This window comes from Halomonas sp. 3D7M (assembly GCF_014897885.1).
Classification (GTDB): Bacteria; Pseudomonadota; Gammaproteobacteria; order Pseudomonadales; family Halomonadaceae; genus Vreelandella.
In genome coordinates, this window is record NZ_JABUZF010000035.1 from 45,426 (window position 1) to 71,975 (window position 26,550).

The window sequence follows — 26,550 nt, forward strand, 5'->3', positions numbered from 1 at the left end:
GCGAAATGCCAGGAGAACTGCCATGCGTCTAACTCGCAAAACTAATACTCCCAACGCTTCAGGGCTTGGAATCTCCCGTCGTCAATTTTTAAAGCGTAGTGGCGTCGCCACCGGTGGCGTCGCAGCTGCGGGCTTTATGGGCGCGCCGATGATGCAGCGCGCCGAGTCGGCGAATAAAACTCCCGTATTAGACTCACCCGTTGAGACCAAGCGCACCATTTGCTCCCACTGTTCGGTGGGCTGTGGTGTCTATGCAGAAGTTCAAGAAGGCATTTGGACAAAACAAGAGCCCGCTTTTGACCACCCGATTAACCGCGGTGCGCATTGTGCCAAAGGGGCTTCGCTACGCCAGCACGGTCACTCCACCCGTCGTCTAAAATACCCCATGAAGCTAGTGGCGGGTGAATGGCAGCGACTGAGTTGGGACGACGCGGTTAATGAAATTGGCGACAAGCTGCTTGAACTGCGTGATGCCCATGGCCCCGACAGTGTTTACTGGCTTGGCTCGGCCAAGTTTAATAACGAGCAGGCGTATTTGATGCGCAAGTTGGCCTCCATGTGGGGCACCAACAACACAGATCACCAAGCGCGAATTTGTCACTCCACTACCGTGGCAGGTGTTGCTAACACCTGGGGTTACGGGGCGATGACCAACTCGCTCAATGATATGCAGAACAGCAAGGCGATTCTGTTCATCGGCTCCAACCCGAGTGAAGCCCACCCGGTCGCGATGCAGCATATTCTCATTGCTAAAGAGCGTAATAACTGCGACATCATCGTCGCGGATCCGCGCTTTACGCGTACCGCAGCAAAAGCCAATAAATACGTACGCCTGCGCCCTGGCTCGGACGTTGCTTATATTTGGGGCTTGTTGTGGCACATTTTTGAGAATGGCTGGGAAGACAGCGAATATATCAGCCAGCGTGTTTACGGTATGGATGAGGTGCGCGCAGAGGTGGCTCAGTTCACCCCGAGTGTCGTGGAAGACATTACTGGCGTACCGGAAGCGGATATGTTCGATGTGGCTAAACGGCTTGCTGACAATCGTCCGGGCTGCGTGGTCTGGTGTATGGGCGGTACCCAACACACCACCGGTAACAACAATACTCGCGCGTACTGTATTCTAGAGCTGGCGCTGGGCAATATTGGTAAGTCCGGTGGTGGAGCCAACATTTTGCGGGGCCACGATAACGTACAGGGTGCTACCGATCTCGGCCTTGGCTGTGACTCGCTTCCCGGTTATTACGGGTTATCTGAAGGCGCATGGCAGCACTGGTCCCAGGTGTGGGATGTCGACTATGAGTGGCTAAAAGGCCGCTTTGACGATACCGAGTATGCTGATGGAAAACCGATGTACTCCAGCGGTATTACCGTATCTCGCTGGGTAGATGGTGTACTGGAAGAGGATGAAAATATCTCCCAGCGCACCGCGCTAAAAGCAATGTTCTACTGGGGACACGCGGTCAACTCGCAAACCCGCGGCGTGGAAATGCAAAAAGCCATGCAGAAGCTTGAGATGATGGTCATTGTTGACCCTTATCCCACGGTTGCCTCGGTGATGCATGACCGCTCTGATGGTGTTTATCTGCTGCCTGCAGCGACTCAGTTTGAAACCACCGGCAGCGTGACGGCAACCAACCGCTCTATTCAGTGGCGCGACAAAGTCATTGAGCCGCTATTTGAATCAAAGCCTGATCACGAAATTATGTACCTATTTGCCAACAAGCTTGGCTTTGGTAATGAGTTCGTGAAGAACTTTGAGATGAACGGCAACGAGCCGCTGATTGATGACGTGTTGCGTGAAATCAACCGTGGCATGTGGACTGTTGGCTACACCGGCCAAAGCCCCGAGCGCCTCAAAGAGCACCAGAAAAACTGGCATACCTTCAGCTTTCAGAACTTGCGTGCCCAAGGTGGCCCTGCCGACGGTGATTACTACGGGCTGCCGTGGCCGTGCTGGGGCACACCAGAGTTTAATCACCCTGGCTCACCCAACCTCTATGACACCAGCGTACCGGTAATGGAAGGCGGTATGGGTTTCCGTGCCCGTTTTGGTATTGAGCGCGACGGCGTTAATTTGCTGGCGGAGGGCTCTGCGCCAGTAGGTGGCGAGATTGATGATGGCTACCCCGAGTTTACCGACCAACTGCTTAAAGACCTCGGTTGGTGGGATGACCTGACTGACGTTGAGAAAACGGCCGCAGAAGGTAAAAACTGGAAAACCGACCTCTCAGGCGGTATCCAGCGGGTGGCGATTGATCGTGGTTGCGCGCCTTATGGCAACGCGAAAGCGCGCGCCGTGGTATGGACTTTCCCAGATGCAGTGCCGAAACACCGCGAGCCGCTATACACCACCCGCCGCGATCTGGTCGAACGCTATCCCACCTGGGACGACTTTGACTCAATTATGCGTCTGCCCACGATGTACAAAACCATCCAGGATCGCGATAACAGCGCTGATTATCCGATTATTCTCACGTCGGGTCGCTTGGTTGAATACGAGGGAGGCGGTGAAGAAACACGCTCTATGTCGTGGCTGGCCGAGCTACAGCAAGAGATGTTTGTCGAGATGAACCCCGCGGATGCTAATGACATTGGCGTACGTGATGGCGACGACGTATGGGTTGAGGGTGCAGAAGGCGGCAGAGTGAAGGTGAAAGCCTTGGTCACGCCTCGGGTTGATCGCAAGGTTGCCTTTATGCCGTTCCACTTTGGCGGCATGTTCCAAGGCGAGAGCTTGCGGGATCGTTATCCGGACGGGTCTGCCCCGTACGTCATTGGTGAAGCGGCTAACACCGCCACCACCTATGGCTATGATCCGGTGACACTGATGCAGGAAACCAAGTGCACCATCTGCCGAATTGAGCGGGCTTAAGCCAATAACGTCTCGACCGACCTGATAGAGCCCAGCGTGGGTCAATGCCCGCGCTGGTGAGAGGAGAACACCATGGCTCAAATGAAATTTATGTGTGACGCCGAGCGCTGCATCGAGTGCAACGGCTGTGTCACCGCCTGTAAAAATGCCAATGATGTGGAGTGGGGTATCCAGCGTCGCCGGGTGGTCACACTCAACGACGGCGAAGCGGATGAGATGTCGATTTCAGTGGCTTGTATGCACTGTGACGATGCGCCATGCATGGCGGTATGTCCGACGGACTGCTTCTATAAAACCGACGATGGCATCGTGCTGCACGATAAAGACCTGTGCATTGGTTGTGGCTACTGCCTGTATGCGTGCCCCTTTGGTGCACCACAGTTCCCACAACAAAATGCATTTGGCGAACGCGGAAAAATGGACAAGTGCACATTCTGTGCAGGCGGCCCAGCAGAGAGCAAAGAGGAGGAGTACGAGAAGTACGGCTCCAATCGCATCGCGGAAGGCAAGCTGCCGCTATGTGCGGAAATGTGCTCTACCAAAGCCCTCCTAGCGGGTGATGCGCAAGATGTTGCCGATATCTTCCGTCAGCGTGTCGTTCATCGTGGCCATAAAGATGGTGCTTGGTCGAATAACCCTCAGGCCAGTACTGACAACCTTGCCTACGATGCTGCCCGTAAAGGGTAAGGAGGCGTGTCATGACAACGATGACCACGACCACAATAACACCAGAGGCGCCTGCGCTAGCACTCTGGGGAAGGGCGTTTTTCCAGCGCTGTTGGCGTATCGGCATACTATTACTGCTGCTGGCTGCCAGCCTTGGCATGTCCCAACTAGCGGTTGCCCAGGCTGACACAGACCGCGAGATGGTGACCGCTGCTCCAGGTATCAGTGCAGATCAGTGGCGTCAGGTGCGCAGTGGCGAAACAGGGCCTAACTATCGCGATTCGCGCTTTGACAGTAACTACAGTCTGATCAATTCGAGTGGCGAAACCTGGCGGCAGATCCGTAACCGTTGGGTATCGCCGTTTGGTTTGATTGCGATTGGCGGGATGATCGTGGTGATTGCGCTGTTCTACTTTATGGTTGGGCGCAAACATCTTGATGAGCCGCGCACAGGGCGCAAGCTTTTGCGCTGGTCGTTGTTAATGCGTTCGCTACACTGGACCGTCGCCACCCTGTTTATCACCTTGGCGTTAACAGGGTTGAATCTGCTGTTTGGTAAGTTCGTGTTCCGCACGCTGTTTGGCGACGCCGTTTGGGCATGGATGATCTCAGCTTCCAAAGTGCTGCATAACTATCTTGGCCCGATGTTCGGTGTGCTACTCGTTGTACTGTTAATTAGCTTGCTGAAAGACAATATTCCTAAGAAGCATGACTGGGTATGGTTTAAAAAGGCAGGTGGATTAACAGGCAAGCACCATCCTGACGCGGGTTTTGCCAACGGTGGCGAAAAAGCGTGGTACTGGCTATTAGCCACTGCTGGCTTGGTGGTGATCGCGAGTGGTTTTGTGCTCGACTTCCCCAACTATGGTCAAGGCCGCGATACCATGCAGTGGGCCAACATCATCCATGCGGTGGGTGCGCTTGGGTTGACGGCTGTCGCGCTAGGCCATATCTATATTGGGACTGTCGGTACGGAAGGCTCGTTGGAAGGTATGACCACTGGCTATGTCGATGAAACCTGGGCCAAAGAGCACCACAACTTGTGGTACGAGGAGGTCAAAGATACAGCCATGAGCGAAGAGGAAATCGCGGCACAAAAAACGGACAGCAGTAGTGGCGATGTTTCCGCTACCAAACCTAGCTAGCCGGTTCGCTTAATTGCCACTCGACACCGCCTTCGGGCGGTGTCTTTTGTTATGCTGCTCCCAAGCCACTTGATAAGAGGATCGCCAATGTCAGCGTTTAATGAATTTGACCAAACGACGCGTACAGAGCTAGAAGCCGCCGCGTTTCGGCGTTTGTTACAGCATTTAGACGACAATAAGGATGTGCAGAACATCGATCTGATGATTCTGGCGGATTTTTGCCGCAACTGTTTATCGAAATGGTTGGTGTCTGCCGCTGAATCGCGCAATGAAACTCTCAGCTACGAAGAAGCCCGAGAGTATGTATACGGGATGCCCTATAGTGAATGGAAGGAGCTCTATCAGCCGCCTGCGACTGCCGAGCAGAAGGCTGCCTGGGAAGCGCACCATGCTAAAAAGAAAGCAGCCAAATAGGGATGACGTTGATGAGTGAGCCAATGGTACCTCTTAAAGTCGCCGTGCTTACGGTTTCTGATACACGCACGGATGAGACTGACCGCTCCGGCCAGGCGCTGGTGCAGCGTTTAACCGAAGCTGGGCACACCCTGGCAGAGAAACGCATCGTGCCGGATGACGTCTACCAAATTCGTGCGGTAGTCGCCCAGTGGATTGCCGACACAAATGTACAGGTGGTGATTACCACGGGCGGTACAGGTTTTACCGGGCGAGACTCGACACCTGAAGCTATTTCGGTGCTGCTGGATAAGCGTATCGAAGGCTTTGGCGAGCGCTTTCGCCAACTAAGCGGCGATGAGATCGGTAGCTCGACCATTCAGAGCCGTTGCCTCGGCGGCTTAGCCAACGCTACGGTTGTCTTCTGCCTGCCGGGTTCAACCGGCGCCTGCCGTACTGGCTGGGNNNCCCCTGCCGTACTGGCTGGGACGGCATTTTGGCCGAGCAGTTGGATAGCCGTCATAAGCCTTGTAATTTCGCCAACCTAGTTATCCCAGGCCGGGGGCAGCATGGCTGAGCTACAGCCGATAAGTGCCGCGCTTGAAGCGCTGTTGGCAGATGTCACGCCGCTCGGTGCAGAGTGTATACCGCTTGAGGCCGCTGCTGGGCGCGTGCTGGCCGAAGCCATTACCGCGCAGTTAGACGTACCGCCGTTTGATAATAGCTCAATGGATGGCTATGCACTGCGTGCCAGTGATGCGGGTAAGTGGTTGCCGATCAGCCAGCGTATTGCGGCAGGCAGCCCGGCAGTGCCGCTGGCGGAAGGCAGTTGCGCACGGATTTTTACCGGCGGTGAGATCCCCCCAGGGGCCGACTGTGTGGTGATGCAGGAGCGAGTGACTCAGGAGGGTGACCAGGCATTGATGCCGGATGCGCTGCCGGTAGGTGATAACGTGCGCCGCCAGGGTCGTGATGTGCGCCGCGGTGAGTTACTGCTGCCCGCTGGTGAATGCTTGGAGGCTGCCGCGTTAGGGCATTTGGCCGGTCAAGGGGTTACCCACGTTAGCGTGCGCCGTCGCCCTCGGATAGCGCTACTGTCGACTGGCGATGAGATCATTGATCCAGGCGCGCCGTTAAAACCAGGTCAACTGTATAACTCCAATCGGCCGATGCTGAAGAGACTGTTAGAGACGTTTGGCGCGGAGGTGGTCCAACTAGTGAGTGTGCCGGACGATTTCGACCAGACCGTTGCGCTGCTCACAAACGCAGCGGCGGACGCCGATGTGGTGGTAAGTACGGGTGGTGTCAGCGTGGGTGAGGAAGACCATGTCAAAGCCGCGCTGGAATCGCTAGGCCAATTAGATATGTGGAAGCTGGCGATTCGCCCAGGAAAGCCGCTGGCGCTGGGCCGTTTGCCACGCCAAGACGACAGTGAGGCGCGCTTTGTAGGACTGCCGGGTAACCCTGTTTCTGGGTTTGTGGGCGCGTGGTTATTTTTACGACCGTTGATGGGTGCGTTACTGGGGTGTTCGGCGTTGAACGCCTTACCTACGCTGACGGCCTCCGCTAACTTCGCTACTCAGACCGGCCCGCGCCAGCACTATATGCGTGTTGCGCTACGTTTTAGCGAAGCGGGCATCATTGCTGATGCGTTTGAAGACCAAAACTCTGGCGTGCTGTCATCCTGTATTAGTGTAGATGCGTTAGCGGTGATTGATCCGCACCAGCAGGTAGAAAAAGGCACGTTGGTGCGCTGTTTATGGTTGCAGCGTTAGCGCTGCGCCATCAAACAACAAACGTACCGTTTGGTTGGCCATCGTTAAGCCTCGTAGGGCGGGGCTGACGTGGCGTGCGGCAATTAAAGGAGGTAATGGAAACAGCTCCGTTATCGGTGTGTGCGCTAAGGCGACGTCGCCAGTCACGCCTAACTGCCAAGCGCCGTTGGTATCCTGAAGGGTCAGCCAGTGGGTGGGGGCTACGCTCAACAATGGCGCGTTAAGCAACAGGCACTCGGCATTCGCGCAACGCGGTAGGTGGGCCGATTTCGCTAACCCCGCGACGTGGCGTGCTTCGATGGCGGCGAGCGTATGGCCAGCACTAAACAGCACTAAAGCAACGTGGGACGCTGCGTCTAAGGAGTGATTCGGCGCGCCAATGGCCATGGGCTTACCCTAGGCCTTGTTGATAGGCGTTGAATAAAGCATCTGGATCCAGCAGGGCAATGGCCGCGCTGCCTTCGACAGAATCGCCGTTAGTCTCTTTTTCGCCGCCCTCTGCTGGCGTTACATCAGGTTGCCAGAGGGCGCTCACATAAGGCATTAGTTGGCTGGCGAGGGTGTCCGGTGCCGGTTTCAGTGCGCTGATCGGGATGTCGCAAACATCCTCTAAATAATCGATACGAACGGCGCTGCGAATGCCCGCGGCGGTCACGACTAACAGCATGCCCGTTTGTTCCGTAGGGGGGAGACCGAGAACTGCCTGTAGGGTTACCACCGATTCAATGTTGCCGCGCAAGTGAATCACACCTTCCGTAGAAGCAGGCAAGCCAGGCACGAAATAAACCGGTTGATCACCATTCAAAATTTCATTGACCGCACTGCCGGGCAAAGCGAACCGTTGCTCCGCTAGGCGAAATAACACCAACTGCTGGCAAGGTTCGTCCACGTCAATAATCGTGTCATCGTTACTCTGACGTGCTAGTGCCTCTTCGAGCGAAAGAGACGGGTTGTCATGCTGTTGATGGGTGTTGGTCATTGTTTTTTCACACCGGGTTGCTTCGGTTGCGCTTTTCCTTTTGCGTCGTTCTCGTTATTAATGACTACTTGATTACGCCCCTGCCGTTTTGCTAGGTAAAGTGCTTGGTCCGCGCTTAGGCGTAACGCTTCAGTGGAAGGCTGGCTGGGAAAACTGCTAATGCCTGCACTGAAGGTGCAGCGAAAGCGCTCTCCGCCAGCATGAAAATCTACCTGTTCGAAATCGTGGCGCAGTTCGTCAATAAGTTCGGCTGCGCGCTTTGCGGTGACCCCTTTTAGCAATACGACAAACTCTTCACCGCCATAACGCCCGATGATATCGGATATGCGCAAGCGGGTTTTTAGCAGCCGCGCCAGCGTGATGATGACCTGGTCACCCGCTAGGTGGCCGTAGGTATCATTGATCGTTTTAAAATGGTCAATGTCGAGCATGGCCATCGCATGTTGGCTACCTTCACGATATGCCTGAGCAAGTGTTTTACCGATAAGATCCGTCGTGGTGCTGTGGTTATAAAGCCCTGTCATGCTGTCCTGGGTCATCAGCGAACGCAGTAGATGCAGGCGTTCGGCACGAAGCCGTACCGCAGACACGAGCTCGTCAGGGGTAACCGGCTTGGTAATAAAGGCTTCTACGCCTGCCGTCATGGCCAGTAGCTGCTTTTGGCTGTCTGTTTCACTAGATAGGTAAATAATGGGCAGGCCAATATGCGCGGATTGCTGGCGGATAATTGTCGCTAGCTCTTCACCAGAACATACCGGCATATACATATCAATTAACAGTAAGTCAGGGCTAAAGCGGTCTAAAGCGCTTAGCGCGTCAGCAGGGTGATGCACCTGCTGAACAATCATGCCGGCTTCTTCAAGCATCAATGAGTGGTAGCTGGCAGCGTCGGGTTCATCATCGACGACCAACACGCGCAACGGTTCTTCATCCAAGGGGCTAGTGAGCTCGTCGATAGCTAACATTAAATCCAGTGGCTTAATGGGCTTGGTAAAGTACCCATTACAGCCAGCTCGAACAGCACTCAGTCGTGAATAAAAGTCACCATAGGACGACAGTACGATGGAGGGCAGCCGCTCTCCGATTAATTTATTCAGGCTGGTCAGCGTTTCAGTACCCGCGGTGTTACCTTGCGGAAACTGTACATCCATAATGACCGCGTCGGGGCGGCGGGTAATGACCGCATTAAAAAATGACTCTGTGTCTTCAAAATGGACCACTTCATGCCCAAAACAGCGAAGATGATGTAGCAACTGGTCGACTTGGTCGGGCTCATCGTCACATAGATAAATAAGCCGCTGACGCTTACTGCGTGTCTGTGGCGCTACTGATGAGAATTCGACGCTGTTGAGTGATGCCAGTACGGTTTGCTGGCCATGCAGTGACTGTAAGTACTCAATTTCTTCACTGAGCTGCTGGAAAAGCTCTGAAATCAGGCTGTTTATGTCATTAATAGCCTGGTCATCAAAAGCATGGCTGGCAGAAGCCGGCGTCGCCTTGAGTAGTTCTTCACCTTGATCTGCCAACATGGCAATTCGTTCAAAGCCCAATGAGCGGCCGGTACCTTTTAAGCTATGGAAAAAGCGGTGAAGCTCCGGGGCTAGGCGTGACTCTGCCTCCGTTGAAAGTCGGCTTTGTTGCCACTTTGTTACGGTTTTCTGTAAACGTGCTGGTAGCTGTTCAATAAAGCGTTGGCGCAGCTGGTTCAGCTTTTGTTGCAATGTCGGAGCAGATGGTGACATCAGACTACCTGTTCATGTGGGCGAACGGTGCGCTGTAATGCAAATGGCAAACGTTCAACCGTTGAGCGCTTGAGTCACGGCATTGCCTAACGTGGATTCTAGCTCCGCATCTTTTTGCAGGCAGGCGTTTAAACCAGGCGTCTGCATAAGGGTTGAACTAGGTGAGTCGCCTGTGAGCAAAATAAAAGGCAAGGTAACGTCTTGTTCACGCAGCATTTCCAAGAACTCTATCCCATTGATGAGCGGCATATGCATGTCGCTAACAATAAGCGCGATACTGTCCAAGCTATCCAACAGCTGTGTGGCCTCCATGGCATCATTGGCCATGACCGTTGTATAGCCCTGGAACTCTAGCAGCGTTGCTGTCATTTCACAGGCCAACGGGTCGTCATCTACGATCAATATTTGCATGATTAACCTCCGTCATGGCGTGTGCTTAGCCGAGTAGCGCTTTTAGCGTATCCACCAAATTGTTCTGATCAAAGCTGCCTTTGACAATATACGCGTCGGCGCCTACTTCAATGCCGCGCCGACGGTCTGCTTCTTTTTCTCGTGATGTGATAATGATAATCGGCTTATAACGATAAATCTCATTTTCTCGCAGACTCGCAGTGAGCGCAAAGCCATCCATGACAGGCATTTCAACGTCGGTGAGCACTGCATCAAACGAGTCAGCCAGGGCCTTGTTCAGACCATCACGGCCATTTTCTGCCAGGGTGACCTGATATCCCCAGGCTTCTAAGACATCTTTTTCAATTTCTCGGGTGTTCAGAGAGTCATCGACGACGAGTATACGATGTGTCTGGGGCGGTTGATCCGTTTTAGCTAGCGCTTTCGGGGCATAGCGGCGCGAGTGTTCCAGCAGCGTCGGCACGTGTAATAGGCTAACCAACGTATTGCGCCCTAGCGTGACCATGCCAGAAACCAGTGGTAAATGGCGCAAATGCGTGGGCAACGGCTTAATTACCATATCGCGTTCATCCACCAAGGCATCAATAATTAGCGCCAGTTTTTGATGACGTTGATGTACGACGAGTAACAGTAAGTTGTCAGCATCAGTGGGCGTATAGGGTAGGTCTAATAATTCCGCAAGTGAAACGACCGGCACGAACTCGTTGCGCAGGATCAGTGTTTTTTGCCCGGCAGCATCAATAAAGTCCGTTGATGCATGCTCTACAAGCTCTGACACATAAGGTGCTGTTACACCTAGCGTGACAGCGCCCACGTTGATCAGGAGAACGCGCATCATGGCTAGCGATAAAGGCAGGCGCAGGGTAAAACAGGTGCCTTTGCCCGGGTGGCTGGTTAGACGTAAATCACCGTTGAGCTCGTCAATGACCGTTCGCTTGACGACATCCATCCCCACGCCACGACCTGAAAAGTCGGTAATCAGGGGTTTGGTTGAGAAGCCGGGTAAGAAAATAAGCTCTAAGGTTTCCTGCTCGGTTAGGGTAAGCAGCAGCTCTTCACTGAGTAGTTGCTTGGAGAGTGCCTTTTGCCGTACCGCATCTAGGGAAATACCCGCGCCGTCATCACGCATTTCAATCACTACCCAGCTGCCGTCTTGCCAGGCCTCTAGCGATAACTGCCCCCGTGTAGGCTTGCCAGTTGCCTGCCGTTCAGCGGGTGTTTCCAGGCCATGGTCTAACGCATTCCGCAGTAGATGAATTAGCGGGTCCGAGAGGCGATCTATCATCTGCCGGTCCAGCTCAATCTCACTGCCGTGAACACGGCAATTGACTTGTTTGTCTAGCGAATGGGCAAGGTCTCTGGCCATTTGCGATAAGGGGTCAAACACCACGCTCAGCGGTAGCATGCGCATTTGCAGAGCTCGGTCATGGAGATCGCTCATTAGACCGTCGTGGGAAAGCACACTGTCCTTCAGCTCGCGGCTAAAAGCGTTAAAGGGGGCCTGCTGATCTTTGGGTAACGAGGCGCCAAGGCTGCGTGCCTGTTCTACGAGTGAGTGCAGATGGTGGTGCCCTGACAACACTTCCCCCATCAGGCGAATAACGTCATCTAGGCGGTCAAGACGCACGCGTACCGTGTCTGTTAAGCGTAGCTCTTGAGCCGGAAGAGCAGGGCTTTTCATTGCCGATGGTGCAGTGTTGAGGGCTGCGTTCTCGGCTTTATCGTCCTCGGATACGCTTGTTTTAGGAGAGGGTGCGGGGGACGACTTCCCCGCCGCGGCGTTTTCCAGGGCTTGGCAAAGCTGATTGTCGGCTTCCGCTAGCTCTGCTGGAGAAACACCTTGGGCAAGTTGGCTAACTAGATCAGACAGCGCGTCCGTGGCTTGATTAAGCAGGCACGTGACATCAGGTGAAGCGGTTTGTGTCCCATCGCGTAGTGCGCTTAGCAGCTCCTCTGTACTGTGAGCGATCGCCGTAATGGGCGTCAGCTTCAGCATACGCGAAGAGCCTTTCAGCGTATGGGCCGCACGAAACAGCTCATTGATACGTTCTTGATGGGTATCGCCTTGTTCTAGCGCTTCAATACCCTCCCTTAAACGAGGCAAGTGGTCTGACGCTTCTTCAATAAAGCGCTGAATAAAGCGTTTAATATCCAGTGCCATTAACCCACTCCCTGTGTCGTTGCTTGTGCACCAAGGTAGCGAGTTGCCAAAAAGTAGGCATCCCCCGGAGGAATAGGCGGCGCAATGACGCTCAATCCACCATCCGCCTGTTTTGACGCATCCAGTAGGCGAATAACCGCTGCATAGCCACGCTTTCGTTGTTCGGGAGCATCACTAAGCTCGCCTAGTCGGAAAAGCTCAGCTTGAAAAAAGTGAGCTGGCCAGCACTCAGGAGCAACGTAAATGGCTCGCTTAAAGTAGTCGTAAGCGTCAGCAAAATTCTGCTGCCAGCGAGCCACTAAACCTGCCAGCAGTAACGCATCGACACTCCAAGGCTGTTGCACGAGAAGGTCAGAAAGTAGCGCGGCTGCTTCTGAAAATGCGTTCTGGTTCAGTAAATGATGAGCTTGCTGCAAAGCCGCGTTAAACGATGCCATCGGCTGCTTGTGCTCAGGTTCTTTCTCGGGTTCTTTCTCAGGTTCTTTCTTAGGTGGTTGAGGAGGCATCTCTGACAACACCGGTGGGGCTGGCAACGGATCGTCGCGATAGGGTGGTTCATCATTGGCAGGTAAGGCACCGGGCAAGGTGCTCTCTTGGAAAAAGAACACTCCTTGAGCCTGATGCAGTTCCAAAATGCCCAGGTCGTTGCCTAATGTTTCCGTGACACCACACATCAAAACGCCATGAGGTTCCAGTAGCTGCTTCAGGTGGCGCTGTATATCGCGCCGGGTCGATTCATCAAAATAGATCGATACGTTGCGAAATAAAATGACGTCGAAGGGGCCTAGCTTGTCTGCGTTTGGCTGCAAGACATTAAATGAACAAAAGGTGACCCAGTGGCGAAGCGCATCATCTATTTTGAAGCGTCGGCCCGCTGGGTGAAAATAGCGATGTTTTAGCGCAGGGTTCAGTGCCCGAAACGACATGCCGCTGTAAATGCCTTTTTGGGCTTTACTAAGAACCTGCTGATCAACGTCTCCCCCTGTAATATGGAAGAGTTGCTTGGCGCGCTCTCCGTAGCGCTCAAATAGCGCAATAGCAGCACTGTAAGGCTCTTCACCTGAAGAACATCCGGCGCTGAAAATAGCCAATGGCTTACCTTTTTCAGCCAGCCGCCGCGGGAGGTAGGTGTCGGCTAACCAGTGCAGCGCTTCAGGCTCCCGGTAGAAGTAGGTTTCGTTCACCGTTAATTGACTAACGAAGCGATCAAACATCGCTTCGTTTTGCTCTAGTTGCACAATGAGCATCGAGGTGTCGTTAATGTCGGTGTCTGTTTGAAGTGCCTCCACTGCTTTAACGAGACGAGCTTCAGCGAGGCCCTCTAAGTGCAAACCGCAGCGACGATGCACCAGATCCTTGAACGGCGTCAGCGAACTCATAGCGATTTCGTCCAGGTAGACAACCGTTGCCCAATGGTCTCGCGAATGAGCCTGGCAGGGAGCTCATCAAGGGAAACAACATGCTGGATAACACCGGCACTAACCGCTTCTTGGTTCATGCCATAAATAACCGAGCTGGCTTCGTTTTGGGCAAAGGTACAGCCTCCCGATAAATGAATAGCGCGCATGCCGCTAACGCCATCACGCCCCATGCCCGTTAAAATCACTCCAATAGCCTCTGGGCCATAAACATTAGCGACGCTCGTTAACAGTGCATCGCAACTGGGGTGATAAAGCGAATTATCTGGGCTCTGCTGTAGTTGAAGGCGGTGGGATGGCGTGACACGCAAGTTGCGTTCCGATGGCGATAGATAAATAACGCCTGGCTTTAGCGATTCACCATGCTGAGCAACGCAAACGGGCATTGAACAGAGCGATGTCAGCCAGTGCGCCATGCCTTCAATAAAGCCATGGCTGATATGCTGGGCAATCACCACCGGTGCAGGAAAGTTGGTCGGCAGCTTGCTAAGTAAATGGGCGAGTGCCTGCGGCCCTCCGGTTGAGCAAGCAATGGCGATAATACGCTGGAAAGCTTTCGGCCTATTAGGGCGATCAACAGGCCGCGTGTTTACCGGTGCAACGGGCATGGCAGAGGTTGATCGGCGCCGTAGGCGAGTAATAACGGCCACTCCCGAAAGAAGCCGGACACGCGCGAGTAGCCGTTGTGCGTCTTCATCATCAAGAGTCGGCTTCTGCATCACTTCTAGCGCGCCAACATCGAGCGCTCGGTAGGCCGTTTCGGCATCAGAGCGGTCGCTTACCACCAGGATAGGAACCCCTTTGGTATGCATAATTTCTTCAATGGCGCTGAGACCGTCCATGACCGGCATATTCAGATCCATTGTGATCAACTGCGGCGATAAACGGTGGGCAAGTTCCACTGCTTCACGCCCGTTGCTGGCTTCACCAACCACCTCAATGTCGCCATCGCGGGTGAGGATGTCGCGCAGCACGTCACGTGCCAGTTGGCTATCGTCCGCCATCACTACCCGAATTGCACTCATCGCAGCGTCCTCACGAAGGGCGTTGGTGGTTTGCATCCTGTTGAGCCAAGGTAAATTCCTGCACCAGCGCATTTAACTCTGCCGACATGTTGATCATATCTTGGCTGATCTCGGTAATGCTGCGTACTGACTGTGCATTACGTGAGCTGGCTGTATCAATATCGCGCAAAGCAATAACCACCTGATTGCTAGCAGTTTTCTGCTGTTGGGTTGACAGTGATATTTGCTGCGCTGCGCTACTGGTTTGGCTCGCCGCTTTGAGTAGTGCATCCAGGTCTTGAGCGGTATGAATACTGACCTCAACGCCTTTCTCTATTGAAGACGCTCCCTTTTCAGAGGCGACAACTAAACGATTTATGGCATTTTGAATTTCTTCGGTGTGGCCTTCTATCTCTTGGGTTGAGTCAGTAACACTATCTGCCAAGCGACGTATTTCGTTTGCCACAACAGAGAAACGGCGACCTGACTCGCCCGCACTTGATGCCTCTAGGGCGGCATTAAAGGCAATCAGTTTAGTTTGCGCAGCAAGGGTGTTGATCAGCTCCATGACCTTGCTGATTTGTTTAGACTTAGCGCCCAGTGCCATGATTTCTGTCAAGCTCTGTTCGCTGTCGCTGCGAATATCCTGCATTTTTGACTGCAGCAGTTGCATCGCTGTGCTGCCCTTACGGCTGCGTTCAAGCGTTTGATTGGCTACTTCTACCACAGATTGCGAATGATCAGCGATTTGTGTAGATGAGGTTGAAAGCTCCTCCATGGTCGAGGTTATCTCAGCCACTGACGAGGCCATTTCTTCTACAGCGGCGGCCATCGTCTGGTTCGCTTCATGACTAATGTCCCCGCCTTGAATACCCGACAGTCCCGCCGTTTGCGCTAAGCGATCGGCCACTTGAGTGAGTGCCAGTGCGTTGTTGGAAACCGCCATAATGGTTCGAGATAAGCGTGCTAGCAGCTCGTTAGTCTGATTCGCTAAATCGCCAATTTCAGCCTGATCATCGGTGTCTACGCGGCGGGATAAATCGAGACTGTTGGTAATCTCTTTAAGCTGGCGTTGCAGGCGAGTTAAGGGGCGGATCAAGCTGCCGGTAAGTGGGTATAAAATAATCAACCCACCTAAGAGGATCACAAGCCCGAAGCCCGTCGATGCAAAAAAACGTTCTCTGATGGAGCTTAAATACTCCTCTTTAGAAACTTCAACCATCAAGTAGCGCTGCAGCTCGGGTAACCAGCGGGTGGAGACTAAAAAGGTGTGGTTATCACGTTGGATTTCGTGCACACGAAGTTCTTTTTCATCTTGCAGTAAGCTGGCTGATTCCTGGCTTTGAAGCGCTGCCAGTGACGTCTCGTCACTGCGAATAAGTAACTCACCCTCCGCATTGAGTAACGCGGCGCGGCCGGTTTCGCCAAGTCGGAAGTCTTCAATTAGCTGCGCCAATCGAGAAAGATCCAGCCCCGCACCAGCCACAATAAGAGGGCGACCATTGAGTGCCTGTTCACGACTACGGAAATTTAAAAAGACAAACGCTTCTTCTGGTGAGAAAGTATCACTGTCTAGGTTTAGATTATAAGCAGTATCGCTATCGGTAAACTGATAGTACCAGTCATCATCGCCGCCGGGCGCTTGTAGCGTCCGCTCTAGAAACTCTCCACCGCGGTACTGGAAGTAGTAGCCGCGCCCTTGATATTGAGCCGCGATAAACAACAGTTCGGTGTCGAGCTGTTCCATCAAACGTGACAAATAGCGCATGACGCCCGGCTGGTCGGTGTCTGGCATTCCGTTGCGCACCCACTGCTCAATGAAATAGCTGTCGGCTAGGCTTTCTGACAACGCTAGCGCTGGACTCAACCTAAGCGTTAGCCGGGTGGCAAGGCCCTCTACCTGACTAGGCAGCTCTTCGTTTAGCAAGTTTTCCAAGCGCGCCTGGCTATGTGAACGGGCCTGCAGGTAGAGCGCTAGCAGCATAGCCAGTGCCAATACCGTTCCAAATGAGATAAACAGTCGTAACCGTAATGGCAAGGATTTCCAACGCGCTGTCATTATCGCTTCTGCTCCGAGTTAACTGGTGACGCTAGTAAGTAGGAAGTGCTAACACTGATTGCTTAGCGTTAAATAACGTTACAAGAAGCCTATCATATGACGATTTCAGCGGCTTTTATGAAGGCTGTCCAGTTTTCTCATTAACGCTACGTCACTCGACAGGTAAATGCTGTGACAAAGGTGATGCACTTTGCGATGAAATCAAGCGTGATGAGTGGCCGCTAAAGTAACATCATTGTGACATGGACTGTGCGGCTTGATCCGTGCGACTTAGCACTTGTGACTTAGCCCTTATGACTTGGCCCCTCCTTCCGTAGTGATCAACCACCGTAGCAACTTGTAAAAAACACTTAGGTAGTAAAAAAACGTCTTATTTTCTTTTTATTGCTACTAAAGAATAATAGTTGAATCGTTTCATCTCCTTAGAATGCCTGTGAATATTGGTAATTTTACCTACATTCACTGCGTCGCCTGCCGATAAGCGACTACTCCCAAGGACCTTCCCATGCATGCCCTAACGCTGGCATCGTTTCTCTTTTTTACCGGCCTGGTGGCCTTTGTTACGTGGCGCATTACGCGTAGAGATGATCACCGAAGTACGAGTGGCTATTTCTTAGCCGGAAGGACACTAACCTTTCCACTAATAGCCGCCTCACTGCTGATGACCAATCTCTCAACTGAGCAGATGGTTGGGCTAAACGGTTCCGCGTTTACCGATGGTCTGAGTGTTATGGCCTGGGAAGTGATTGCGGTGATCGCTTTGGTAGCACTGGCGCTGTTTTTCCTACCGCGCTTTCTTAAAAGTGGAATCGCAACGCTTCCACAGCTGTTAGCAATACGTTTTGATAACGGTACTCAACTGATTGCCAATGTGATTTTCTTGATTGCTTACGCCGTTGTGCTGTTGCCTATCATTCTCTATTCAGGGGCTATTGGTTTACAGGGCATGCTTGATCTTCAAGGGCTTACCGGCATTCAGTCGAGTACGGCGCTGCTGTGGGCCACTGTCTGGACGGTTGGCATCATCGGCGCGGTCTATGCGCTGTTTGGTGGCCTGCGTACGGTAGCGGTCTCAGATACCTTGAATGGCGTCGGTCTATTGATCGGGGGCTTTGTCATCGTTTATTTCGGCCTTCAGGCAGTGAGCAATGGCAGTGGCATCATGGAAGGCTGGAGCATTCTGAAAGAGAGCGATCCGAGTAAATTTAACTCGGTAGGTGGTCCTGACCAGCAGGTGCCGTTCTCGACTATTTTTACCGGCGTCCTGTTGCTACACCTGTTTTACTGGACGACGAACCAGCAAATTATTCAGCGCACCTTTGCGGCAAAAAACCTCGCAGAAGGCCAAAAAGGTGTGTTGCTGACCGGCTTCTTTAAACTGTTAGGCCCGCTCTATCTGGTGCTGCCGGGGATCATTGCTTACCACCTTTACGCCGACCAAGGCGTTCGCGCGGACGAAGCGTATGGCCACTTGGTGTTTAACGTGTTGCCGCCGTACCTAACAGGTTTCTTTGCTGCGGTAATGGTCGGGGCGATTCTCTCCTCGTTTAACTCGGCGCTAAACAGTACCACCACGATTTTCAGCCTGGGTATCTATAAAGGTGTGCTGAAAAAAGATGCCACTGAAGAAGAGGTCGTGAAATCAGGCAAGGTATTTGGCTGGATTATGGCCGTAACGACCATGATTATTGCGCCGCTGTTGGCAGGCCAGGATAGTCTATTTGGCTACCTGCAGAAGATGAACGCGATTTACTTTATCCCTATTTTGGCGGTTGTTCTGGTGGGGCTTCTGACCAAACGCGTGCCTCCCATGGCGGCTAAAGTAGCGTTAGTAGGGGGCTGTTTGCTGATCGCAGCAGGCTACTTTGTTCCGCCGTTTAACAAGCTGCCGATGGTGATGCATGAGTTCCACTTTGTCGCCGCTGTGTTCGTGCTGTTGGTTGCCGTGATGCTGATCATTGGTAAGCTGCGTCCCCGCGCCACCGCCTGGGTGCAAGAAGATTCGGGCGATGTCGATCTCACTCCCTGGAAGGGCGCTGTGCCAACCGGCATTGTGCTTGTGGTATTAGTGGTGATTATGTACGCCTCGTTTGCTGGCTGACCACCGCTAACACAACGTAGATATTGTCACTGACGCCCCGCCTATGCGGGGCGTCAGTGTTTGTAAGGCGGTTATAGAGCTAAGTCGCTCGGTAGGTATCTCCAAAGCGCTTACGCAGCTCGTTTTTTTGCACCTTACCCATCGTATTGCGCGGCAGTTCATCGACAAAGAAGACCCGCTTGGGCTGCTTATACTTAGCGAGCCGTCCATCTAAATGGGTGATTACTTGCTCCTCTTCAAGCTGGTTTTCTCCAAGATCGGCACCTTGCTGGCGAACGACCACTGCGGTAACGCCTTCGCCAAAGTCAGGATGCGGTAGACCGATGACTGCGGATTCTGCGACTTGCTCAAGCTCATCGATCACCTGCTCCACCTCTTTGGGGTAGACGTTGTAGCCGCCGGAAATCACCAGATCCTTGTCACGGCCCACAATATGCACATAGCCCTGCTCGTCGACCATGGCGAGATCGCCGGTAATGAAAAAGCCATCGTCTAATAGCTCTTCACGGGTTTTTTCGGGCATTCGCCAGTAGCCGATAAACACATTCGGGCCGCGAATCTGCAGCATGCCAATCTCGCCCAAAGGCACCTCATCGCCGGTTTCACGATTGGTAATGCGCATCTCCACACCGGGTAGCGGCATGCCCACGGTGCCTGCTCGGCGGGCGCCTTCATAGGGGTTGGAGAGATTCATATTAGTTTCGGTCATGCCGTAGCGTTCAAGAATCGCATGGCCTGTTTTGGCTTCAAATGCCTCGTGGGTCTCGGCGGTGAGTGGCGCAGAGCCGGAAACGAACAGCCGCATATGGGCAGTCGCTTCTGGGGTTAGTCGTTCGTCCTGAACTAGCCGGGTATAGAAGGTGGGAACGCCCATCATCACACTGCCATGGGGCAGCTCATCAAAAATCACATCCGCATCGAACTTGGGCAGGAATAGCATGCTGGCGCCCGCTATCAAGGTGACGTTGCAAGCGACGAATAAGCCGTGGGTGTGGAAGATTGGCAGTGCATGGATCAGCCGATCATCAGCGCTGAAGTGCCATGCTTTGGCCAGGGTCTCGGCGTTAGAGGCGAGGTTTTGGTGCGTTAGCATAGCGCCTTTGGAGCGCCCGGTGGTGCCTGACGTGTAGAGAATCGCAGCCAAGTCACGCTGACCAATCGCCACTATGTCTTGCCTTGGCGTTGCCGCTTGGGCGGCTTCCATCAGGCTGCCATCGGCAGCGCTGCCTAGGGTTGCCACCGCAGGGCAGCCGGTTTCAGCAGCAAGCAACCGCGCTTGCTCTTCTAGTGTCGGTCGACAAACAAATAGCGCTGGCTCGGCGTCATTTAAAAAGTAGCGAATTTCATCGCTGGTATAGCCCGTATTGAGGGGTAAATAGACGCCGCCGATGCGCAGGCAGGCCAAGTAAAGCAGTATCGCCTCAGGACTTTTATCCACCTGTACCGCGACGCGGTCACCTTGCTTAACGCCTAGCTCGGTGAGTGCACCCGCAAGCTGCGCACTGATGGTTAGCGCATCGGCGTAGCGATAGCGGCGGCCGTCGCGGGTGGTGATAAAATCGGCCTCTGCGCGCTCGCGCATTTTGGCAGCAAAGGTTTCAAATAGGTTGTAGCTCATTTGGTGGTCTCTCCCTTGGCCAGCTTGCGGGCGCGTTTGGCGAGGTCACGCACCTCATTTGAGCAAGCAACGGCCGCCTTGGCGGTATAGTTTTCGTGATTGCGCTCGATATCGTTCAGCACATACAGATAGTTAACCATCAGTCCTGCGGCTTGTTTAAAGCCCTTCTCGGAGGTATCGCCCAGCCAGTTAATGCGGTGCAGTTCGGCGCCATTGCCGAGGTGAAAGCGGGCCACCGGATTGAGTGGCAAGCCGTGGCGGTTTTTCTCTTCGGCCAGATAACGGGCGGCCAGTGGGCGAATCGCGGCTTTCAGCTGCTCCTCAAGGGCTTGGTCCTGATGCCATCCTGGGGTTTCAAGCCCTTTGAGTGATTGACGCAGCGACGAGGGAAGTTGCTCATCGTCCCGCTGCTCCTGAAGCCACTGAGCGAAGCCAGGCACCGGCGAGAGGGTGACGAAGTATTTAAGCTGCGGCAGCTCCTGGGAGAGCTCTTGCACCACCTGTTTGATCAAAAAATTACCGAAGGAGATCCCGCGCAGCCCGTTCTGACAGTTGCTAATGCCAAAGAACGCCGCCGTGTCAGCATCCTCGGGGTCATCGATACCTTTTTTGCTATAGCTGCTTTCGCCAGAGAGGATGGGTTGAATACGGCTTGGCAGGCCCTTGTGGAGGGCCACTTCTACAAAGATTAGCGGCTCATCGCCAATCGCCGGGTGGAAAAAGGCGAAACAGCGACGGTCACGGGCATCCAGCCGACGGCGCAGGTCGTCCCAATCCTGAATCTCGTGTACCGCTTCGTAGCGGATGATCTTCTCTAGAATTGAGGCGGGGGTGTTCCAGTCAATGCGCTTGAGCATCAAAAAACCACGGTTAAACCAGGAGCCGAACAGGTGAGCGAAATCGTTGTCGATAGCCGCTAATTCCGGCTGTTCGCGTAGCAACCCCAGCAGGTCTTCACGCATTTTAACCAGCTCATAGGTGCCGTCGCTGGCGAGATTTAGGCGCCGGAAAAGCTCTTGGCGACGGGGCTCACAGGCTTCAAACAAGCGCTGTAGCGATTGATTGTCGCGAGCGTCTTGATACGCCAGATAGGCCGCGTCAATGGGGCCGGGCTCGGCCGCAAAGTCAGTCGTTAGGCGGGCAAAGAAGCTGCTTTTTTCAGCTGCCGAAAGGCGCTGATAAATCGCCAAGGCGCGGCTTGCCAGCGCGATGCTGGAAGCTTCGCCATCGCTTTCCAACAATTTCTGACAGGCATGAATCAACTGCCCATGGTCGGGCGTTAAGTTCTCGGGATGGCGGCGCCGCAACAGCGCATCACGCTGGGTGATGTTGTTGAACAGCTCCTGCAAAAACAGCATGTTCATGGTCGAACTCCTTAACCCATGATCAAGTTAGGTAGCCAAAGCGCGATGCCCGGGAAGAGGCACAGCAGCAAGATACCCAGCACCATACATAGCGCGTAGGGCAAGCTTCCCATCAGAATGTCGCGCAGCGAGATATCCGGCGCGATACCTTTAATAATGAACAGGTTGAGACCCACTGGCGGTGTGATCAGGCCGATCTCCAGGTTGATGGTCAAAATCACCGCAAACCAGTAGGGGTCGAAATTAGCCGCCAGGATGATGGGTAACAGAATCGGCGCGGTCATGACGATCACGGCCACAGGCGGCAGGAAGAAACCGGCCACTAACAGGAAGAGGTTAATCACCCCCCATCAGCGCCCAGCGGTTGATCTCCAGATCAGCAATCGCAGCGGCGACGGTTTGGGTGATAAACATGGAGGAGAGCGCGTAGGCGAACACTTCGGCGGTGGCGATCACCAGCATGATCATCACGCTTTCGCGCAGTGAGTCGCGCATAATCAGCTTGATTGGGCCCAGCTGCCACATGCGGTAGATCAGAATCGCCAGCGCCAAACACAGAAATGCACCCACGCCCGCCGCCTCTGAAGGTGTTGCCACCCCGCCATACAAGGCAAATAGGATGCCCGCGACCACGCCCAGGAAAGGCAGAACACGCACGAGCGCTTTCAGGTTGCTATCAACATTCTGCTTAACGTTCTGCTTTAGCCGTTCGACGGACTCCGCCATGGGATTGTTCATGGAATTGTTATAGCCACCGGCCAGCTTGCAGGCGATCATCGTCCAGATCATAAACAGGCCCGCGAGCATAAAGCCTGGCACCACCCCGGCAATAAATAGTCGACCAATCGAGGTTTCGGTGGAGATACCGTAGATAATCATGGTGACCGACGGCGGAATCAGGATGCCCAGGGTGCCGCCCGCGGCAATACAGCCCCGCCGCGACGCCATCCGGGTAGCCGCGCATGCGCATTTCGGGAATGCCCATTTTACCAATCGCTGCGCAGGTGGCCGGTGATGATCCCGAGAGCGCAGCAAAGATTGAACAGGCGCCGATATTGGAAACCGCCAAGCCGCCGGGCAGCTTGCCCATCCATAGATCCAGCGAGCGATACAGATCGCGTCCGGTGGGGGAGGAGGCTACCGCGGCGCCCATCAGAATAAACATCGGAATGGCGACAAAACCAAATTCGGCGATGCGGTCAAAAAAGGTTTCACCGAAGTAGGTGAGCTCGGCAAGGCCGCGGTCGTAGAGCAGTGCTAGCAGCGATACACCGCCGAGGGCAAAAGCGATAGGGGTGCCAATGGCCATTAGTCCAATCAGGGCGATGGCGACAATAATGCCTAAGGTAATGGGATCCATGCTTAACTCTCCCCACGCAGAATTTCAGCCACATACTGCAACGACAGCAGGGTGGCGCCGACGGCCATGGGCAGCAGGGCGGGCCACAGTGGTGGATTCCAGACGGAGCCCGTCGTCCACCCGCCGTGGAGTGCCTCAAAAACATACACCCAGCTGGCATACGCCAGGGCGGCACAGAAACCTAATCCAAACAGGGAAGCGATCAAACGCATGATGGTGCGGGTAGTACCGCCCAGCGCATCGGGCACAATCGTGATCGCGACGTGGCCGCCGGTCATCAGTACATAAGGGCTGCCCATCAGCATCGCCGCCGTTACTGAGAAAATGGTGAATTCGGTCTGCCAACTGGTGCTCATTCCGAGTAAGTAGCGAATAAATACCATCTGGCAAATCACTAATACGCCAGCGATAAACATGGCGCAGGCTAAATAGGCGGAAAGCCGCGAGAGCTTATCCATGACGCGAATGTAGCCGCCAATGATGCCCCCGCGAGCAAGGGCATTGTGAGTCGTTGCAGGTGCCATATTTCCCTCGTCAAGCTGGTTATCTCGCCAAGCTAAGCAAGCATCCGTTGAAAACGGCCACCCCGAAGGGCAGCCGAGCCATTAGGCGTTCGTGGGTTGCTTATTCGACGGCCAGCGCTGCATCGATAATGGCTTGGCCATTGGGCACATTGTCGGCAAAGTTTTTGTAGGAAGTTTCCTTGGCGATATCGAGCCAGGCGTTGTAGTCCTCTTCACTCATACTGACCACCTCGACGCCATTCTCCTCGTAAAGGTCGACCATCTCCTGATCAATGGCGGCGGCCTCTTCAGCGAAGAAGGCCTCTGCGGCTTCTCCGGCTTCCATCAGCGCCGCCTGCTGCTCTTCATTAAGCCCTTGCCATACCTGCTCGGAAATAAGAATCGGCTCGTACATGTACCAGAGCGCGAAGTCACCCGGTTCGGTCAAGCATTCAACCTGTTCATAAAGCCGGAAAGAGATAAACGACATCGACGAGGTGTTGGCGGCATCCAACACACCGGTTTGCATGGCGGTATACACCTCAGAAGAGGGCATGGAGGCAATAGAGGCACCAGCGGCCTCAAGCATTTGTTCAAACGCAGGTCCGGCAGCACGGAAATTTTGGCCCTCGACGGTATCCGGGGAGGTAACGCACTGTTCGCTAGAGGCAAAACCGCCCGATAGCCACGCATCCGAGAGTACTCGAGCGCCGCCCTCTAGAATCACCGCTTTGATCATCTCCATATATTCGGAGTCATTCAAACGCTGAGCGTGTGCTTGGTTGCGCACTAAGCCAGGCATCAGCGTGGCAGAGAACTCCGGGTGCCGTCCGCTGGCATAATCCAGCGGCAGCGAGGTGATATCGAGGCGACCACGAGCGATAGCGCCCCACTGTTCACGCGCTTTAAACAGCGATTGACCCGGGTAGACCTCTATCGTCAGGCCAACATCTGCCTCGGCGACATGGCGGGCCATCATTTGCACCATTTCGTCTCGGACATCCCCTTGCCCTCCGGGGAATTGGTGCGACGCGCGTAGCACGGTATCGGCAGAGGCATGGGAAGAAGCCGCAATGGCGAGACCAAGGGCGGCAGCAGTTGAGATCAAATAGCGTTGCATGTGGCGTCTCCAACAGTTGTTGTTGTGTGTTTGGATTGGCTATATATATCTATCAGTTGACCTGATATATATATCAATAGGCGCTACGTATGCTAATGTCAACTATATGACAGCATTAAAATGGCTAACATGAGTCGTGATCCAAGGAGGTGAAACATGACGGGCACTAAGCTTTCTAACGCTCAGCGATTAAGAGATTCTCTTGAAGATGACATCATCAATGGCCGTCGTTTACCGGGAGAGCGCCTGGATCCAGAAGCCTTAGGGCGAGAGTTTCAGGTCTCGCGTACCCCGGTGCGCGAAGCCTTTCAGCAGCTGGTCGCCAGCGGCTTGGTCACCGTTTCGCCGAAGAAGGGCACCTTCGTTGCGAAAGTGGGAATTGATCAACTGATCGAGATGTTCGAGGTGATGGCGGAGTTAGAGGGTATGTGCGGCCGCTTGGCGGCACGGCGGATTACCGAAGCCGAACTGGCCGCGTTACGCGAAGCGCATCAGCGCTGCGAAGCAGCAGCGCTGGCTGGTGACAGCGACGAGTATTACTACGAAAACGAAGGGTTTCATGACTGTATCTACACCGCTAGCCACAACGCCTTTTTGGCCAGCGAAGCGCGTCAATTGAAGCAGCGCTTAAAGCCTTACCGACGGCTACAGCTGCAGGTGCGTCAACGGGTAAATAGCTCTCTCAGCGAGCATCAAGCCATCGTCGAGGCTATTGAGCGGGGCGACTCTGTGGCTGCTCAGCAAGCACTGAGCGACCATGTATTGATTCAGGGCGAGCGCTTTAGCGATTTCGTTTCCAGCGTACGCAGGATGGAGTCGCCATTAGAGATAGAGAGAACGGGCTGAGCCTAATGTATCGTTTTTGATAAAGATGTCCGAATCGGTGGGGTAATGGTCCTTGCCGACATCGGGCGTAGCGCTGACACTCTCTCATGCTTCTATATCCCGTTAGCGGAGAGAGACTGTGACTCGCCATGTTGTCCTATTTGCTTACCCTGACTGCCAACTGTTGGATGTCAGTGGCCCTTGGCAGGTGTTTGCCAGCGCCAATGCGTTAAGCCCTCAACCGCTCTATCAGTTGACGCTGGTCTCCGATGCCGTTGGCCCAGTAGCCACCAACAGCGGCTTAGCCGTGCATGCGACGCACAGCTACCACCAGCTTAAGCATTTACTGCCCCTGGATACGCTGTTGGTGGCGGGCGGCAGTGGCGTGATGCAGCAGCGTGACATAGCCGCTGTGAAACAGGTGCTGTTTGAGGTCGCCCCTGAGGTGAGACGGTTTGGATCTATCTGCTCTGGGGCATTTTTACTAGCCGCTGCAGGGCTGCTGGATGGCTGCCGCGTCACCACCCACTGGCGCCATGCAGTTCAATTGGCCGAAGAGTATCCCGCGCTAAGCGTTGAGCCTGATGCACTGTATATCGAAAGCAACGGCCGCTACACCAGCGCCGGTGTAACGGCAGGAATTGATTTGGCGCTGTCGCTGGTAGAGGCGGACCACGGTGCTGACCTAGCCGGACGAGTGGCGCGCGAGTTAGTGGTGTTTTTGCAGCGTCCAGGTGGGCAGTCACAGTTCAGCGAGATACTGCGCCACCAGCAAGAGGCGGGGCCGCTGCGCCGCCTGCTGGATCAACTCCATGCCGACCCCAGCGTAGATCACGGGCTTGAGAGTATGGCCGACCTAATGGCGGTCTCCCCGCGTCATTTAACCCGGCTGTTCAGGCGTTATCTGAATACTACGCCGGGTACTTACCTGACCCAACTACGCCTTGAACAAGCGCGCCTGGCGCTGCTCAATGAGCGCGAGCAGCTCTCCCTTGAGCGCCTAGCGCAACGCTGGCGGCTGGGCGGCGCAG

Annotated in this window: 20 protein-coding genes and 2 pseudogenes; 9 read left to right on the plus strand and 13 right to left on the minus strand. The window is 54.2% G+C overall.

Translation table 11 applies throughout. The features are described 5' to 3' along the window. The first annotated feature begins 22 nt into the window (after positions 1–22). The 6 genes and pseudogenes from INT22_RS00940 (at position 23) to INT22_RS00965 (ending at position 6,854) form a co-directional block, all read left to right on the plus strand. The gene (locus INT22_RS00940) at positions 23–2,875 is read left to right on the plus strand and encodes a molybdopterin-dependent oxidoreductase (RefSeq protein ID WP_193067504.1); all 2,853 of its coding nucleotides are present in this window, start codon (positions 23–25) and stop codon (positions 2,873–2,875) included. A gap of 72 nt (positions 2,876–2,947) precedes the next feature. Continuing rightward, positions 2,948–3,562 carry a formate dehydrogenase FDH3 subunit beta gene (fdh3B, locus tag INT22_RS00945; protein ID WP_009722867.1) on the plus strand — a complete coding sequence of 205 codons (615 nt, stop codon included), beginning with the start codon at positions 2,948–2,950 and terminating at the stop codon, positions 3,560–3,562. 11 nt (positions 3,563–3,573) lie between these two features. Then, positions 3,574–4,686, plus strand: a complete 1,113-nt coding sequence (locus INT22_RS00950) for a formate dehydrogenase subunit gamma (protein ID WP_193067505.1) — start codon at positions 3,574–3,576, stop codon at positions 4,684–4,686. An 87-nt stretch (positions 4,687–4,773) separates the two neighbouring features. Further along, entirely contained in the window at positions 4,774–5,100 is a 327-nt protein-coding gene (locus INT22_RS00955) for a DUF1244 domain-containing protein (protein WP_193060065.1), read from the plus strand. An 11-nt stretch (positions 5,101–5,111) separates the two neighbouring features. Continuing rightward, a pseudogene (moaB, locus tag INT22_RS00960) lies at positions 5,112–5,656 on the plus strand (molybdenum cofactor biosynthesis protein B). Then, positions 5,649–6,854 carry a molybdopterin molybdotransferase MoeA gene (locus INT22_RS00965; protein ID WP_193060066.1) on the plus strand — a complete coding sequence of 402 codons (1,206 nt, stop codon included), beginning with the start codon at positions 5,649–5,651 and terminating at the stop codon, positions 6,852–6,854. Before moaB ends, INT22_RS00965 begins: the two are co-directional and overlap by 8 nt. Here INT22_RS00965 and INT22_RS00970 read toward each other — a convergent pair. The 8 genes from INT22_RS00970 to INT22_RS01005 are packed head-to-tail and all read right to left on the minus strand — an operon-like array spanning position 6,837 to position 16,628. Beyond that, positions 6,837–7,241 (minus strand): hypothetical protein, encoded by a 405-nt coding sequence (locus tag INT22_RS00970; RefSeq protein WP_193060067.1) that lies wholly within the window; start codon positions 7,239–7,241, stop codon positions 6,837–6,839. The genes INT22_RS00965 and INT22_RS00970 overlap by 18 nt on opposite strands. 4 nt (positions 7,242–7,245) lie before the next feature. After that, a complete protein-coding gene (locus INT22_RS00975; protein WP_193060068.1) occupies positions 7,246–7,833 on the minus strand; it encodes a chemotaxis protein CheW in 588 nt (195 codons plus the stop codon). Further along, positions 7,830–9,575, minus strand: a complete 1,746-nt coding sequence (locus INT22_RS00980) for a diguanylate cyclase (protein ID WP_193060069.1) — start codon at positions 9,573–9,575, stop codon at positions 7,830–7,832. The genes INT22_RS00975 and INT22_RS00980 overlap by 4 nt, the downstream gene beginning before the upstream one ends. A 54-nt stretch (positions 9,576–9,629) precedes the next feature. Beyond that, on the minus strand, positions 9,630–9,986 hold the full coding sequence (locus INT22_RS00985) for a response regulator (RefSeq protein ID WP_089040667.1): 357 nt from the start codon (positions 9,984–9,986) through the stop codon (positions 9,630–9,632). A 25-nt stretch (positions 9,987–10,011) separates the two neighbouring features. After that, entirely contained in the window at positions 10,012–12,147 is a 2,136-nt protein-coding gene (locus INT22_RS00990) for a hybrid sensor histidine kinase/response regulator (RefSeq protein ID WP_193060070.1), read from the minus strand. Continuing rightward, positions 12,147–13,526: a CheR family methyltransferase gene (locus INT22_RS00995; RefSeq protein ID WP_193060071.1), complete on the minus strand. Its 1,380-nt coding sequence runs from the start codon at positions 13,524–13,526 to the stop codon at positions 12,147–12,149. The genes INT22_RS00990 and INT22_RS00995 overlap by 1 nt, the downstream gene beginning before the upstream one ends. Beyond that, a complete protein-coding gene (cheB, locus tag INT22_RS01000) occupies positions 13,523–14,590 on the minus strand; it encodes a chemotaxis-specific protein-glutamate methyltransferase CheB (protein ID WP_193060072.1) in 1,068 nt (355 codons plus the stop codon). Before cheB ends, INT22_RS00995 begins: the two co-directional genes overlap by 4 nt. Before the next feature lie 10 nt (positions 14,591–14,600). Continuing rightward, a complete protein-coding gene (locus INT22_RS01005) occupies positions 14,601–16,628 on the minus strand; it encodes a methyl-accepting chemotaxis protein (protein WP_193060073.1) in 2,028 nt (675 codons plus the stop codon). Between the two features lie 505 nt (positions 16,629–17,133). Between INT22_RS01005 and INT22_RS01010 the strand changes: the two genes are divergently transcribed. Further along, positions 17,134–18,729 carry a solute:sodium symporter family transporter gene (locus INT22_RS01010; RefSeq protein WP_089040671.1) on the plus strand — a complete coding sequence of 532 codons (1,596 nt, stop codon included), beginning with the start codon at positions 17,134–17,136 and terminating at the stop codon, positions 18,727–18,729. Positions 18,730–18,808: 79 nt separating this feature from the next. Here the strand turns inward: INT22_RS01010 and INT22_RS01015 are convergent, their stop codons facing one another. The 5 genes and pseudogenes from INT22_RS01015 to dctP all read right to left on the minus strand — a co-directional run bounded on the left by INT22_RS01015 (position 18,809) and on the right by dctP (position 24,694). Next, complete coding sequence (locus tag INT22_RS01015; protein WP_193060074.1) at positions 18,809–20,347, minus strand: malonate--CoA ligase; 1,539 nt, start codon at positions 20,345–20,347, stop codon at positions 18,809–18,811. Further along, on the minus strand, positions 20,344–21,711 hold the full coding sequence (locus INT22_RS01020) for a malonyl-CoA decarboxylase (protein WP_193060075.1): 1,368 nt from the start codon (positions 21,709–21,711) through the stop codon (positions 20,344–20,346). The genes INT22_RS01015 and INT22_RS01020 overlap by 4 nt, the downstream gene beginning before the upstream one ends. 11 nt (positions 21,712–21,722) lie before the next feature. Continuing rightward, positions 21,723–23,071 (minus strand): annotated as a pseudogene (locus INT22_RS21850) (TRAP transporter large permease). 2 nt (positions 23,072–23,073) lie between these two features. Beyond that, a complete protein-coding gene (locus tag INT22_RS01030) occupies positions 23,074–23,595 on the minus strand; it encodes a TRAP transporter small permease subunit (RefSeq protein ID WP_193060076.1) in 522 nt (173 codons plus the stop codon). Between the two features lie 100 nt (positions 23,596–23,695). After that, positions 23,696–24,694: a TRAP transporter substrate-binding protein DctP gene (gene dctP, locus INT22_RS01035; protein ID WP_193060077.1), complete on the minus strand. Its 999-nt coding sequence runs from the start codon at positions 24,692–24,694 to the stop codon at positions 23,696–23,698. Positions 24,695–24,850: 156 nt separating this feature from the next. On the opposite strand from dctP, the gene INT22_RS01040 reads away from it, so the two are divergent. Together INT22_RS01040 and INT22_RS01045 are read left to right on the plus strand one after the other, a co-directional pair. Then, the gene (locus INT22_RS01040) at positions 24,851–25,540 is read left to right on the plus strand and encodes a GntR family transcriptional regulator (protein ID WP_089040677.1); all 690 of its coding nucleotides are present in this window, start codon (positions 24,851–24,853) and stop codon (positions 25,538–25,540) included. 118 nt (positions 25,541–25,658) lie between these two features. Continuing rightward, the coding region (locus INT22_RS01045) for a DJ-1/PfpI family protein (RefSeq protein ID WP_319021974.1) at positions 25,659–26,550 on the plus strand (892 nt) is incomplete at its 3' end.

What these genes read in the sequence shown, in the direction of transcription:
- fdh3B (WP_009722867.1), top strand. Translation starts at nt 2,948, where the DNA reads ATGGCTCAAATGAAATTTATGTGTGACGCCGAGCGCTGCATCGAGTGC.
- INT22_RS00985 (WP_089040667.1), bottom strand. Translation starts at nt 9,986, where the DNA reads ATGCAAATATTGATCGTAGATGACGACCCGTTGGCCTGTGAAATGACA.
- INT22_RS01040 (WP_089040677.1), top strand. Translation starts at nt 24,851, where the DNA reads ATGACGGGCACTAAGCTTTCTAACGCTCAGCGATTAAGAGATTCTCTT.
- INT22_RS00975 (WP_193060068.1), bottom strand. Translation starts at nt 7,833, where the DNA reads ATGACCAACACCCATCAACAGCATGACAACCCGTCTCTTTCGCTCGAA.
- INT22_RS00955 (WP_193060065.1), top strand. Translation starts at nt 4,774, where the DNA reads ATGTCAGCGTTTAATGAATTTGACCAAACGACGCGTACAGAGCTAGAA.
- INT22_RS01010 (WP_089040671.1), top strand. Translation starts at nt 17,134, where the DNA reads ATGCATGCCCTAACGCTGGCATCGTTTCTCTTTTTTACCGGCCTGGTG.
- INT22_RS01015 (WP_193060074.1), bottom strand. Translation starts at nt 20,347, where the DNA reads ATGAGCTACAACCTATTTGAAACCTTTGCTGCCAAAATGCGCGAGCGC.
- INT22_RS01020 (WP_193060075.1), bottom strand. Translation starts at nt 21,711, where the DNA reads ATGAACATGCTGTTTTTGCAGGAGCTGTTCAACAACATCACCCAGCGT.
- INT22_RS01005 (WP_193060073.1), bottom strand. Translation starts at nt 16,628, where the DNA reads ATGACAGCGCGTTGGAAATCCTTGCCATTACGGTTACGACTGTTTATC.
- INT22_RS00980 (WP_193060069.1), bottom strand. Translation starts at nt 9,575, where the DNA reads ATGTCACCATCTGCTCCGACATTGCAACAAAAGCTGAACCAGCTGCGC.
- INT22_RS00950 (WP_193067505.1), top strand. Translation starts at nt 3,574, where the DNA reads ATGACAACGATGACCACGACCACAATAACACCAGAGGCGCCTGCGCTA.
- INT22_RS00940 (WP_193067504.1), top strand. Translation starts at nt 23, where the DNA reads ATGCGTCTAACTCGCAAAACTAATACTCCCAACGCTTCAGGGCTTGGA.
- INT22_RS00965 (WP_193060066.1), top strand. Translation starts at nt 5,649, where the DNA reads ATGGCTGAGCTACAGCCGATAAGTGCCGCGCTTGAAGCGCTGTTGGCA.
- INT22_RS00970 (WP_193060067.1), bottom strand. Translation starts at nt 7,241, where the DNA reads ATGGCCATTGGCGCGCCGAATCACTCCTTAGACGCAGCGTCCCACGTT.
- cheB (WP_193060072.1), bottom strand. Translation starts at nt 14,590, where the DNA reads ATGAGTGCAATTCGGGTAGTGATGGCGGACGATAGCCAACTGGCACGT.
- INT22_RS00995 (WP_193060071.1), bottom strand. Translation starts at nt 13,526, where the DNA reads ATGAGTTCGCTGACGCCGTTCAAGGATCTGGTGCATCGTCGCTGCGGT.
- dctP (WP_193060077.1), bottom strand. Translation starts at nt 24,694, where the DNA reads ATGCAACGCTATTTGATCTCAACTGCTGCCGCCCTTGGTCTCGCCATT.
- INT22_RS01030 (WP_193060076.1), bottom strand. Translation starts at nt 23,595, where the DNA reads ATGGCACCTGCAACGACTCACAATGCCCTTGCTCGCGGGGGCATCATT.
- INT22_RS00990 (WP_193060070.1), bottom strand. Translation starts at nt 12,147, where the DNA reads ATGGCACTGGATATTAAACGCTTTATTCAGCGCTTTATTGAAGAAGCG.